The sequence below is a fragment of the Collinsella aerofaciens genome (assembly GCF_040926185.1).
GTDB classification, from domain to species: domain Bacteria; phylum Actinomycetota; class Coriobacteriia; order Coriobacteriales; family Coriobacteriaceae; genus Collinsella; species Collinsella aerofaciens_BC.
Genome location: NZ_JBCOIQ010000004.1, coordinates 137,927 through 151,131, shown reverse-complemented (window position 1 = coordinate 151,131; position 13,205 = coordinate 137,927). Strand labels below are relative to the sequence as shown.

The window sequence follows — 13,205 nt, the reverse complement described above, 5'->3', positions numbered from 1 at the left end:
TCGGCCCCGGTGCCCAAGCGCGATATCGGCGGTGCTGTTTCGCGATATTCAACAGTGCTCAAGCGAGCAAATACTCACTCATAGCCAGAAGATGCTTTAGACAGTTCGCGAAGGATTGCTAGTTCCGTGTTGGCATAAAATGCCTCGTTGTACAGATAGCTGCAACGCTCGAACAGCTCAAGAAGGTCGGCGTTTAATTCTTTCTTGGCAGCGTCAACTGTATGATCCGATTCGTGGTTCATGTTAGATAAATCCTGAGCAATTGTCGTTATAAACTATTCTACTAATGCGTCGTTACGAATATGGTCCTCTACATTGCTTATCGAAATGGGTGCTTCAGCAGCGACATGCGGCAGCTAGAAGCACTGTACCAAGCAGGAAAAGCGTCACGGAAGCGGTGATCCAGTTGCTGTCGCCGGTCTTGGGGAGCGTGGCGGTTGTCGTGGTAGCGGTCTTGGGCTTAGTGGTCTTGGTTACTGTCGTTGATGTCTTGGTTGTTGTGGCCGCGGGTTTCAGCGCCGGATTTGCCGTGGGCCCTGTGGTGAGCTCTCCGGCAGCGGGGTTAGCATCGGCAGGAGACTTGCTCGAGCTATCGCCAGGCACGTTGTCTCCATCGGTCTCCCCCGCCGGAGGCGTGGCGACATCGGGCTCAATCACCACATGCGGTGCTACCGCACCGGAGGCATCCACCACGCTACTAGCACCAAAGGTCCCGCCGGCAGGCGTCACAAACCGTGCGGACACAAGCGACCCGCCCAAGCACGCAACGCCGCCATCGGCGCCGCTCGCATCGAGCCACGAGGCGTCAACGGAAAGCTGATAGCCGGCCGCACCATCGCCAAGGCCCGCATCTTGCAGATACACGCCGTAGGCGCGCACGCCCGCTCCGGACCCGGCACCCGCGGCAACGACGCGCCCGCCGCCGCGCACGGCCATGTCGCCGGCGATCACGCCGGCGACCGCCTCGTCCGTAATATCGGCCCCGTCCGCCCGGGCATCGACGGTGCAGCCGTCCACCGCGAGCGCCTGCGACACGTGGATCCCGCACTGCGAGCCCGTCGCCGTCAGGGTCCCGGTACCGCGAAGCGTCAGGTTGCCCCACACCTCCATGCCGCACAGCGTGATGTCCGCATCGGGCGCATGCGACTCCGTCACGGAGTTCTGCCCGGCAAGCGTCAGCACCAGGTCGCCTTCGGCGCCGATGGCCTCGCCCGCGTAGCCGTTAAGCTCCAGGTGGTCGGCATCGGTCCAGGCCCAGCCGGGGCCCGATACGCCCGGCTCGTAGTACGTCGCGCCCGCGATGATGAGGCTCTCCGCGCCCGCGGCATAAGAAGGCCCGCCCAGCAAAACGCATAGGCAGGCCATGGCAACAATCGCAATGTAATGACGGCTGGTGTAGGACTTGGCAGCAAACATACCCGCTCCGATCTTCGCAGGAGCCAATAGAATGTGCACCAGAAAATGCCCTGGTAGCAGCAGTTATTAGTTTAACGAGATCAAGCCGCAAACAAAGAAAATGCCCCTGAGCAGTGCCAATAATTAGGTGTAAATCGTTTTGCCAATCGGTGAATGGATCGGGTCACGTCAAACGATGCTCGTAAGTCATTGCGTATGCAACCGAGATCGTTGGCTTCGTCCGCAAAACTCTAATTTGATTTGGATTCTTCTACATATGTGAGGCTCCGTGAAACACTATCTTCAAAGGCTCATGGGCTTGGGGCTACATTTTCCAGCCGCGTGAAAACGTTGTGTATGCAGCGCTGATTCGTTTAAGAGTCATGAGTGTGACAATTAAAAAGTTAAGAAGAAAGAAGGCCGCGAGACAGAATAAGAATCTGGAAAATAGCTCATTGATGTTTTTGGTCAATGGGGCAATGCATAACAAGCCAACAACGAAGAGCCCGTCCAAAACAGTCCACATAGATATATGAAAAGATTCATCAACCATTGTAAGCTCGCGATCGAGTGGTTTTGGATCTTTTTGAGAGCTCATTTGTAAGCGCAATTGAAAGAGAAGTACCGCAACACCACACATAAGGCCAGAAATTATAGAAATGCAGCTAATTAGATTAGATATTAAATCTTCAAGGTTAATGCAGCTGTCAGGCCAATTAAAAAATAGAGCCACCGACAGCAAAGCGGGCGCAATTAGCTGAACAAATATATCGCCGTGCGATATTTTATTAGTTTGATAATTGCGGAGTGTAGCAATATATTTGATTAGAAGTTGCCAGAAGCTAATTTTGCCCATGCTACCGACCTTCCGGAGTAACCTAATAGACTATTTATCTCTATTGAAGACATCCTCTGCTCTGGCGAAACTATCAAGACAAACGGCGATAAACCGATCATCAGAAAGTGGCGGCTGTCCTGATTCATTTAATACTTCAGTTATGGGAACTGCGAATTCCTTATCAAGCATAAACGTCTTAGGTTTTCCGTCACGTTGCTTTAGCGTGGCAAAAACTTCTTCTCGACCAGAATAGTTGCTCGTAACGCCAAAATACTCCGCAACCGCTTTCTTGTCTTTAATCATATCAATTGTCGCTAGAGGGATGCGAAGACCTCTTTTATGTTTTGCAATGAATGATATAGTTCCCACGTTTGCCACGGTACCGTCTTCAATGTTTTTGGAGGGGCGATAACGGCGAAGTTCGAATTGCTCCACTCCCGTAAATGCGTCAAGTGCAGACCTTTCTTGTACGCGTTCTGATTTTAAGGTTATTCCCGTTGAATGACTGGCAATATAATTCTTTAGTGCTGTAACTGGCACTGAGGCGCCTCCGCCATTCGGAACTGATTCAATCCCAATCAACGCATAGCCTAATCCAGGAGTACATTTAATGAGTAGCCTAGAAGGGACCATGCCGGCCATTTCCTCTGTGTAGGAAATGCCACTATCGGTCATTGTTCTTGTGTCAACGACATCAACATGAAGTCCCGCGCGACCAGATTTTAGATTGACTAAAACACTGTCATTTATTTGCCTATAAGAATCGAACTGAATGAACCGTTCACCTTCATTTACTTGAAACGGTGCGTTATTGTCATTAACAAAGCTAAAAATGTAGTCTAGTAAAGGTTTGTTGCCGTAATTCGAGACATCGAGTCTTTCCTCCTTGTGTCTATAGGTATTTGCCCAAAGCCTATAGACAACAAGTGAGTGCATCGCGAACAATCCGGGCATTAGAGCATCTCCTAAAGCGATCAAATTAACGTTGATGCAATTTTATTCCTGCTGGTGGACAATTAAAAATACCGTGCTGCATGCAAAGTAAATAATTTTCAGCATTGGGAAATACCATTATAACCCCTCGGCTCTAGTTAAGATATTCTCCTAAACATAGGTTGCGGTTCAAGACGTAGCCTGGGCCAACACTACCGAAGTCAACATATGGGATCGTCCAATGGTTCTCCAGCAAGGAGTAATATACGGGTAATAGCAATTCAGTCATTGTTTCGAATATTAGATTGATAGTTTCTGCCCGGATGTATTTGATTTCCCATTTATGAAATCGACCCCCGAGGATCTCTTTCCATTCCTCAGGGGTCGATCTTAATTTATATAACAGTTTAGAAAACAGTTGATGATGCGGAGACCGGAAGGTCCCCGAAGATCGTGCCGAAAATTTAAGCCTGATTCTAAATCAAATTTTGTGGTGATGATGACCCTAGCAAAGGGTCCTTCATTTGTTTTGTTTAGCCAAGTACCAAATAGCGAAGACACATTCAAGTGCCTACGGAGGTTTACGTTGGTTCAAAAGTTGGCTTAGTCAATTTTTGAACCAACGTAAGTCAAAACACATAGAAAGAGTTTATGTGAAAGTAGCTAAATTTCGACTTCCGTTATTCGCAAGCCGCTGCTTGCGTTGTTATTAAATCAATGAAAGATAAGCATGCAATCGAGATACAGACCGCTATCACCCAGAAGAATGATGGTCACCACTCCCCCATGCTTCAGATTACGGCATGAATAATGCGTCGAGTGTATATCTAAGCGCGGCTATCTCGCTACGCCCTCACCACAGGTGTCGCTCCCGAGCTTGATAGGCGACAGTTCGATGTGGTCTTTACTTGCGCCGAATTGACCCAGCAGGCCAGCTATGGCGGCGGATACACTATCATCGATGTAAAGACCGCATTTGCCTCCACGCTCAGCTGCTCGCGCGAACTCGACGAGCTCGTTGCGAATTCCCTCGCCGTCAAGCTGGAAGAAATACCGCTTGTTTTGAGAAGGATCCTCTTTGCGTACCTCGAAGTAGTCTGTTTTCCACCAGGGAGCGGGTACGTAAATGTAGCCATCCGTGCCGGAAACCACAAGCGACCCCTCAGATTTAGCCGCCTTGCCGAAAACCGCCTCGCCGTAGCCATCCTCGAATGCCAGTCGGATCTCACCAAACGCGTCAAAGCCAGCGTGACCTTCAAGGTCGGCCCTTACAAAATCGGCTGATTGATAATTAGTTCCGAGTAGCTGCAAGATGGGCAGCAACGCTGCTGGACCCCAGGCTTTGGAGCTCGACCACTTGCCCTCAACGCTCGAGATGTCCTCACTGCCAAGATCAACAAGGCTGGTGCATACAGCGCGCACCGAAAGAACTCGTCCAATGTGACCACTCTTGGCAAGCAGAAGCAGTCGATGGTAGGCCGTTGAATACGCCGTCTTGATCGCGTCGGCCAAAACGAGGCCCTTTGAGCGTGCGAGCGCCTGCAGTTCCTGGCACGCCTCACGCGTTGAGGCAATGGGGCTCTCACATAGAACATGTTTGCCTGCCTCAAGCGCTCGCTTAATCTGTCCATAGTGCTGATTGGGATGCGATGCAAGGTAGATTGCGTCGCATCGACCGACTATCTCATCGAAATCATTAACCTGTTCGACTAAGCCACAGCCTGCGAGGCTTCCATCACTGTCGATCATCGCGCAGGTGGGGTCAACGCCATTCACGAAGGCACTTTCACGCAGATACTTCTCCACTAGCACACGCTTGCCCACGTACCCCATTCGTAGATGTCCACTTTCGGCGCGAAGCTCGGTGCTCGAGACGCCTTGCGTACGATCAAGGTAGACTACCTCACAGTATTCCCTGAGATAGTCGAACTTACCAACCCAGTCAGAGCCTACGGTGAACACATCAATTCCCATACGTCTGATGTCGTCAATCTTCTGGCCCTCGTACTCTTCAACGATTACTTCGTCAGCAATCCCGAGCTCTTGGACAGAACGCATGCGCTCGTTGAGGGTTTGGGAAACGTTAATCTTCCCGCGCACCTTGTCGAAGCCATCGGCGGTTACGCCCACGACCAGGTAGTCGCCGAGCGCCTTGGCGCGTTCCAGCAGGCGCACATGGCCCCGGTGCAGAAGGTCGTACGTTCCATATGTGATCACTTTCCTCATGGGCCTCACCTTCCCTTTCGTGGCTTGTTTAGTAATTGCCGCAGTGCTCGAGCTTCGCGACGTGAAAGGCTTTCTCCCACCCATGGGCCTCGTACCAAGGCCACAGTGGCTCTATGTAGCAGTACAGCAAAGGTATGAGGCCGCGCGCGGCCACTTCGACGGCCAGCGATGAGAGCACCCGCGCCCCGACACCCTTCTCCGCACCAGGGCGTGCCTTGAGCCCGGCGCAGACGGCAACATCGTCGGACTCGGCATAGGTCGCCATATGCGCAGCAATTCCTTCGCTATCCCTAATGACTATGCTCCTGCAGCCCTGAAGCCGCTCTCTCTCGCACAACTGAGCCACGAGCGCGCTGACATCGTAGTGCTTGCCAATCTCCTCGTCGCCGCAGATGAGCCTGGCGATCTCAGGATAGTCGGCCTCGGTCGCCCTGACCGCCGCGGGGTCTGGTACCTGAGTTCCGTCAGCCCGCATAACCCACCCCTCAGACAAACTGTAGTCGGCGAGCACGGTGGCGAGCTCTGCCGCTGCACTGTAAGAGGTTTGGACCATGGAGGGGTCCATTTTCTCAACGAGGGTCGCGACGGCCCGGATTGCGCGGTGGCCTGCCTGCCCGCAGAAGACGACCTGGAGTCCGTCATAATATCGGTAAACGACCGCCTCGAGTCGGCTTTCGTCGAAGACCTCCCAGCACGCAACGTTGTCGCCCTCGAACCCGTAGGTCAGCGCATCGATAAGTGCGTAGGGGTTTTCAACGCGCTGACCTTCCAGAACACGCCGCAAGCCCTCGTCCCAGCAGGCCACTTTCTTCACATTCACGTTCGTTTTCCTTAAAACTCGTAGCTCGATACCGGCGAGTGCTGCCCTCGGCGGTCCTCGGGCGGCAACTGCATGTAGTCGCCATAGATGTAAGTGAGGATCGCGTCGAAGTCACGTGTCCCCATCAAACGTTTCCCTTCGAACTCGTACTCCGACAGGTCCTTAAACCACTCCTTAGGCATCGCGTAACGCTCTTCGAGCGGATTTTCTCGATAGAGGGTACCGGTAGCTGGAAACAGCAGCGTCCTCACGCGGTTGGGGCTGTCGTCCGTGCTCTTGCGCTCCATTGGAGCGGCTAGAGCATAAACCGCCTTTGCGGGTATCTTGGACAATAGCGAGAACCAGGCCCTGAGCGGAGCCGACACGCGGGGGTCGAGTCTGCCGCCCTCAGACCATAGGACCTTGCGCAGGCACATGCACCAGAAGTCCTGCAGAATTTGGCCGCCCACACCAAGAGGCGCGTCGTCCATGGGGAACACGTCGACAAAGACTCCTGTTTTGCACTTCAAGTGCTCCTGTCCGACCCTCACGTACTTCGTTCCGGTGCGCCTGAGCTTGCCGTACCCCCACCTGTATTCAGGATCGCTCAGATGGTCCTGGAAGAAACAGATGGACGGGTCCATCTCATGGGCGACAGAACGGAACCTCTCGTAGTCCTCACGAAGCATTGCAATATCAGCATCATCATCCCAGGGGATATAGCCCTTGTGGCGCACTGCGCCAAGGAGCGTCCCGCCGAAGATTGTGTACGCAATCCCGTGAGCGCGACACACGCGGTCGAACTCCACGAGCATGTCGAGCTCCAATAGCTGCATGCGCCGGAAGTCCTCTCCTTCTATGACCTTTACCTGTTTCATCTGCGCCCCCACCTAGAACAGACCCTCGGCCGATAGCGAGGTCAGGCAGTCGATAAGCCTGTCGTTGTCCTCCTCTGTGATGGCACCGATGTGCCCGATGCGGAACACCTCGTCGCACAGCGCGCCTCCGTTTGGGCACAGCCACATGCCGTACCCGGTTTTGGCGCGCTCGATGATTGCCTTCGCGTTGCTCGCGGGGCAACGGAGCGCCGTCACTGCATTGGAGGGGTTCTCGGGGACCATCTCGAGTGTGGTGCTCGTCAGGGCGTCGCGCACGGCCTTCGCGCGCGACGCGATCTCGGCGCGCTCCGCGTCGATCCCGCGCGCCTCGATCGACCTCAAACGCGCATTGATCTCAAGCAGCGTGTTGACAGCAGGCGTCCAGGGAGTCTGCCCACGCTCGCCGTTGCGCAGGGCTTCCTTTAGGCTCAAGTAGGAGCAAACCTCGGGATTCTCCGCTACCCTTTCCTGTCCGCGCGGCGAGAGAGCCATGAGGGAGATGCCCGGGTGGCAAGCTAGCGCCTTTTGCGAACCCGTCAGCACCACGTCGGCGCCGAGAGCCGCCATGTCAATCTCTTCGGCGATGAACGCGCTCACTGCGTCGACGATCAAGAGCATCTCGCGTTCGCGGCAAAACTCGGATAGGAGCCTCATGTCGTACAATAGTCCCGACGAGGTCTCATGCATGTTCACGAGCAACGCACCGCAGCCGGATTCCACCGCATCCTCGAGGTTTTTCCGCGTGACCTGACGCCCGAACTCAAGCTTAATCTCGTTGACGTTGTGCCCGTGAAGTTGGCATAAGTCGACGAACCTCTGCCCGAAACTGCCGCCATTGACCACTGCAACTCGCTCAGCGGGCGCTAAGACACTCATCACAGCAGCCTCCATAGCGCCTGTGCCAGAAGCCGTTAGAAACACGCAGCGTGAATCCTTGGGTGCGGACAACAAGTCCAACATAATGCGCTCGTTCTCTAGCATTACCTGAGAGAACTCTGGTGTGCGGAAATAGGGTGCGCTCTTGGCTGAAACTTCCAGCACCTCGCTGGGACTCATAACCGGACCAACGGTGAAGTTAAGCATCTGCATTCTCCTTAGTGTCTTCGTTCACGCACCATGCCTTCAGGCAGTGCGTCTGTCTTTTGTCCTCCGGCGGCAGCTGCATGTAATCCCCGTAGCACTTGGTCAGGTATTCGTCCCAGCAGCCCATGGCGGGGAACATGTGCTCCTCGAACTCAACCTCGACCATGTCCTCGTAGCCTTCCTTGGGAAGCGACCACCCGTGTTTGGCCAGTCCGAGTACGCTGCTGACGCGGCTTGCCGCGTCGTAACCAGGCTCGGTTGCAACGCGCTCAGCCATTGCCATCATCTTCGTCTTTGCGTGCTCCGGATTAAGAAGCGCTTTGGCTGCGTTCTTTATGAAGCGTTTTCCCATTGAGTCCGAATTATGATTGGCGCTCGACCAAACGCTTGCACGCGAGGCCTTGTTCATGCGGACTTGCATGCGCTCAATCTCGCTCTCGTCAGAAGAAACGCCATCCATAACGAAAACATCTATCCAGAGCATTTGATCCATGACCCCTTCATAGGTAGGCTCTTGAGCTCTAATACTTTCGGTGCAGAACTTGCGCCAGGGGTAAACAAACGGGCTGTTCTCGGGGCCAACGAGCCTGAGTCCAGCCGGCAACTCGCCAGCAAGCGTTGCAAGACGATCGTAATCGGGGCGCGGCATACAGACGTCGATATCGTCATCCCAGGGGATGAATCCCTTGTGGCGAATAGCGCCAAGCAAAGTGCCGGCTGTAAGTGAGTATCGAAGGCTGTGTTCGGAGCAAAAGGCATCAAACGCTTCAAGAAGCTCCAGCTCCTTCTGGTGTAGCTCTTCGATAGAGAGCGGGGTGATGTTACTCATGCAACTTTCCCTTCCTTAAACATTCAATCAGCGCAAACCCCCTGGTTCCAAGTAGCGCGACCTCGGCTATGCAGCGGATTACGCAGATCGCGAGCAAAGATGACCGGCCGAGAAGCGCCATCGCGAGGAGCAGAGCAGCGTTAATAACACCTGAGGCAACAGTCGAGGCGGTAAGTTCGTTGACCTTACCCAAAGCGCCGAGTACCGGCCAGCCAATCAAGATCGAATAGAAAGAGAGCGGCAGGACAGGGCTGAGGGCAACCATGACCCAAGAACCCGCAACGTAGCCCTGTCCGCCAAGTAGAAAAAACACCTGCGGGGACAGCAGGCAATACGCAACGGTGCCGACCAATAGGGCGGGAGCTGCCATAATCGCCATCTTCCTAACAGCGCCCAGATCCCGATGCGCCACAACATGGGGATACAGACTGCTGGATATTGGAGAATAGAGCGCTTGAACCGCGCTCACGGTTGTGAGGGCGAGCGACCAGTACGCGATTTCCGTCGGGTCGGTGAGCACGATTCCCACGACGAAAGTGGTGAACCCCGAGACAAGGGTGGTGCCGATGTTCGACACGCAATACACGGCAGATCTCTTTAGCTCAGCCAAGGCGTTTCGGAAGCCACCGAAGGAAACCCGCACGCCGTATCGGGTTCGAACGGTCATGAAGCTCCAGATAAGCGCTACCAAGCCGCCCAGGGCATCCGCAACTGCGACGAGCAGAAGATCCTGCGGTCCATGGACCACCAGAAGAGTCAGGCCGACCGTGATCACCTTTGCCGCGAAGAAACGCGTGGTGAGCGGCTCCATGTCCTCAAAACCTTGAAACATGAAATCCGGTAGCAAGGCCCTGAGCACGGTGGAAACATAGGCAATCAGTACATACCCCATATTGTCCCAGAGCAGTGGGATGAACTGGGCGACGACCACGACGACCGCGCACAGGCCGGCGGCGAGGAGAAGACGAGCGAGCTCTATGGAGCCGAGCAGGCGTGAAAGGACCTCGCAGTTGTCCCTCAGGTCGACGACTTGCTTTGTTCCGGAAAGCATGAAACCGAAGTCAGCGAGCGTCTGGACGATTCCCATGAACGACAACACGTAGGCATAGACGGCGTAGCCACCCGTGCCCAGCACGCGCGTGAGGTACGGCACGAGGATGAGGGGGAATACGTACTTAAGTACTTGTAATCCGTACTGCCAAATTATGTTTTTGGCGAGTGTGTTACTGCTTTTCAATATCTATATCAACCCAAACAAATTTCAGTTTTCGTTTCTATTCGAGCTAAAGCGCAAGGCAATAAAGAGCGGGTGCCTGAGCCCTTAAAGCGAAAGCGACGCCAGCCGCCAGAGGACGCTATCGACTTCCAAAAGAACATTCTCGGGATGGCCCATTCGCCTTCATCAACTCGGTAGCAAAAGCAAAAACGCAGCGAGATTCTTCGTCAACGAGCGCGACCGTGAGGTTTGCAAACAAGATACCGAGCTGATAGAGAGTCTGGTCATACATCCTCTGGTGAAAAGGAAAGGCCAATGTCCGGCGCAAAGCAAGCATGGCTTCGATCGTGAAGTACCTGTCTATAGACCTCTTGCTCGACAGGCTGTTCGAGGTTAACGAGTCAACTTGCTTTTGGTATGAGTAGTCCAATTCGTCGATGGTCGACCCCTGAACCTCAGCACGATCATTTATGTCCGCACAGTGTCCTCAAACCACCCATCTTTGAGAAGCTCTAGGCCTTGCCGCGTCTCGCGATCGAAGATCCTTCCCCATGCAACGCCGCTCGAGTGTTTCGTCCCCACAGAAATGACCCGCCCGAGCTCGCTGATATAGCGGGGAATAATCACGGTGATGTCGACCAAAAGTGTTGCAGGTCATAAGTCGTGGAGCTCGGGCGAGGAACGTTAAGTGGTGGCCGAAGCCCGGGTAAGCGCTCCCTGGCCACGCAGATTCAGGAGGTCCATCCGAAGCCCCTCGCGTGTGGTACGCGAGGGGCTTCGGATGGACCGAATGCTTGGCGATCCTCCCGAGATTGTTCAACACTAGTCCCATTTAACAATCCTCATGAATCTAAACAAGCTGCCAGAAAAAGGAAAAAGGAACGACACCGTGCCATTGCGGCCGGTAGACCATAATTACTACAAAAAACACGGCCGTAACTGCGCATATGCCGTAAACGAGGAGGAACTTGAGCTTTGTATCGATCTTTCGGAATCGCAGCGCCACGTATAAGACAAGGAAAAACGAGGTAAACGTCGTCAGCCTCTGGAAGATGTTCACGAAGCAAGCGAGGAACTGGAAGACGACCTGGAGCATGGATCCATGAAAAAGAACCCTCTCCTCCCTGTCGTCATCCGAAGCCCCCACCCCAAACAAATGGGAAACGACAATCAGCAAAGCGTCCATGGCGGTCATGATCGGCGCCGCGAGCGCATTCCCCCCCGACCACGAGGACATGCTATACGTCGAGTACTTGTCAAAGTTCTTCTCAACGAAGCTCCACACGACATCAGGGGAAAGGGCCAAAGCCAACGCGACGACGCCATAACCCAGCATGACTTTCTTTGTCGGTGCGAGCGCCGAGAGCGGAATGAGCGCGAGCATGACGATGGCGGTCGAGTGAAACAGGGAGCCGAAAATGACCGCCGCAGCGAAACGGATCCTCTTCCCGGACTCCAGCCAAGGTATCGCCGCGATGATGATTGCGGCGGCGATACCTTGGCGCATGAGGTTCATAAAGGAGGCGTACGTCAGAAGTGTCACATAGAGGAAGAGTGCGAGCACGGGATTGCAGTCCGACTTATAGACCACATACCCGACGCAGGCGGTCATGACCGCACTGGTGAAGAGAAGAAGGAGCTGCGGATTGGGGCTGACCACGTTCAAGGCCCGGAGGAGGTACAGGAACCCGGTTTCATACCAGGAGTGTGCCATCCACGCCGTCAGGTAAGCGTTCCAGTACTGGAGCGTATCCACTCCGACCGCATAGCTTCTCAGGCCGGAGAACGCGAACAAGACCAGGCAGGCCAAGATGATAAAGCATCGTCTCTCAGCATCCCCGCGCGACACGCCCGTGATTACACCGAGAACGAGAATCACGACTATTTCCATCAGATAAATCGTCATGCGCGCCCAATCACCTTGAGATAATCGGTTCGAATCGACTTGGCGATCGAGGGCCACGAAAACAACTCCGCAACGCGACGTGAGGCCAGGGCCATCTCCGCATAGGCCTCAGCAGAGCTGGCGGCGGCGACGATGGCTTCCCGCACGGATTCGGGAGAAAGGTCGCAGACCCATCCGGCTCCCTCTGCGAGGATGACGTCAGACATGTTGGTACCCGGGGTTACCACGCATGGCAACCCGTAGGCGCACGCCTCGAGCAGACCCATCGGCATCCCCTCGTAGCGTGATGTGAGGAGAAAGATGTCCGCGGCGCGCAGAACCGCATCCTTCGCATCCCCGTATACAGGGCCGCGAACGGCAACAACGTCTGAAAGCCCCGCGGCCTGTAGCTTTTTCTCCATCTCATTTGAGAAGCCGTTGACGGAGTTGCCGTAAATCGAGAGATGGAAGCGCGGTGAATCCGCGCGAGCATTCAACGGAGTAAGTGCTTCGAGGAGGATGTCCAATCCCTTTTGATAGGGCTCCACTCTGCCAACGAACACAATTTCAGGCACGTCGCCATGCCACGACTCCCGATGAGGGCGCTCCTTGGGCACTTCTATGCCGTTCGGCTCGATGAAGCTGTTCCGGTTCCATTTCTCGCCGGACTCATCGCGTTCCTTCTCGGTAAGGTAGTGGATCGCAGCGGCGCCTTGAGCGAAACGGTTGTAGAAAACGGCGTTGCAGATTCGTTTCTTAAAGGTTTTCTTCCCCTGGTCTCCGCTCGTGAGGGCGCAGTGCGGCTCAATCACATATGGTATACCCGAAGACAGCACGCCCAAGAGGGTCGCGTTGGGATGAAACGCATAAAAACCCTCGAAAACGATTAGGTCAGGGCCCCAGATTCGACTGGTGAAATCTTCAATGTTGAAAGCAAAGTCGTTAGGGTTCCTGTAGAAAGGAAGACCCCTCCATTCTTCGCGCTCGACAGGTCTCATGTTATACCAGACAACCTCTTCGAGTTCGGATAAGGCCCCGATCAGTGCAGGCACACAGTACGTAGGGCCCGCGAAGCCCTCAAACTCAAGGTTCGAGAGAAATAGAATCCTCATTCAGCCTCAAT

At 54.4% G+C, this 13,205-nt stretch carries 11 protein-coding genes; all 11 read right to left on the bottom strand.

All coding sequences use genetic code 11. The annotated features are described in order from the left end of the window. Nucleotides 1–336: 336 nt before the first annotated feature. Nucleotides 337–1,416 (bottom strand): hypothetical protein, encoded by a 1,080-nt coding sequence (locus AB5750_RS03395; RefSeq protein WP_368145277.1) that lies wholly within the window; start codon nt 1,414–1,416, stop codon nt 337–339. Nucleotides 1,417–1,720: 304 nt separating this feature from the next. Further along, the gene (locus AB5750_RS03390; protein WP_346976458.1) at nt 1,721–2,251 is read right to left on the bottom strand and encodes a hypothetical protein; all 531 of its coding nucleotides are present in this window, start codon (nt 2,249–2,251) and stop codon (nt 1,721–1,723) included. A 30-nt stretch (nt 2,252–2,281) separates the two neighbouring features. Then, a complete protein-coding gene (locus AB5750_RS03385; RefSeq protein WP_368145279.1) occupies nt 2,282–3,187 on the bottom strand; it encodes a hypothetical protein in 906 nt (301 codons plus the stop codon). An 816-nt stretch (nt 3,188–4,003) separates the two neighbouring features. Next, entirely contained in the window at nt 4,004–5,392 is a 1,389-nt protein-coding gene (locus AB5750_RS03380; RefSeq protein ID WP_346976460.1) for a Gfo/Idh/MocA family oxidoreductase, read from the bottom strand. Nucleotides 5,393–5,420: 28 nt separating this feature from the next. Further along, nucleotides 5,421–6,212 carry a hypothetical protein gene (locus AB5750_RS03375; RefSeq protein ID WP_117800192.1) on the bottom strand — a complete coding sequence of 264 codons (792 nt, stop codon included), beginning with the start codon at nt 6,210–6,212 and terminating at the stop codon, nt 5,421–5,423. A gap of 11 nt (nt 6,213–6,223) precedes the next feature. After that, nucleotides 6,224–7,069, bottom strand: coding sequence for a LicD family protein (locus tag AB5750_RS03370; RefSeq protein ID WP_368145281.1), 846 nt, complete (start codon nt 7,067–7,069; stop codon nt 6,224–6,226). A gap of 12 nt (nt 7,070–7,081) precedes the next feature. Further along, nucleotides 7,082–8,152 (bottom strand): pyridoxal-phosphate-dependent aminotransferase family protein, encoded by a 1,071-nt coding sequence (locus AB5750_RS03365; protein WP_346976462.1) that lies wholly within the window; start codon nt 8,150–8,152, stop codon nt 7,082–7,084. Next, complete coding sequence (locus AB5750_RS03360) at nt 8,145–8,981, bottom strand: LicD family protein (protein ID WP_368145283.1); 837 nt, start codon at nt 8,979–8,981, stop codon at nt 8,145–8,147. The genes AB5750_RS03365 and AB5750_RS03360 overlap by 8 nt, the downstream gene beginning before the upstream one ends. Beyond that, nucleotides 8,974–10,218, bottom strand: a complete 1,245-nt coding sequence (locus tag AB5750_RS03355; RefSeq protein WP_368145285.1) for an oligosaccharide flippase family protein — start codon at nt 10,216–10,218, stop codon at nt 8,974–8,976. The genes AB5750_RS03360 and AB5750_RS03355 overlap by 8 nt, the downstream gene beginning before the upstream one ends. An 829-nt stretch (nt 10,219–11,047) precedes the next feature. After that, on the bottom strand, nt 11,048–12,103 hold the full coding sequence (locus tag AB5750_RS03350; RefSeq protein ID WP_346976464.1) for an EpsG family protein: 1,056 nt from the start codon (nt 12,101–12,103) through the stop codon (nt 11,048–11,050). After that, nucleotides 12,100–13,194 (bottom strand): glycosyltransferase, encoded by a 1,095-nt coding sequence (locus tag AB5750_RS03345; protein WP_225093565.1) that lies wholly within the window; start codon nt 13,192–13,194, stop codon nt 12,100–12,102. The genes AB5750_RS03350 and AB5750_RS03345 overlap by 4 nt, the downstream gene beginning before the upstream one ends. Between the last annotated feature and the right edge of the window lie 11 nt (nt 13,195–13,205).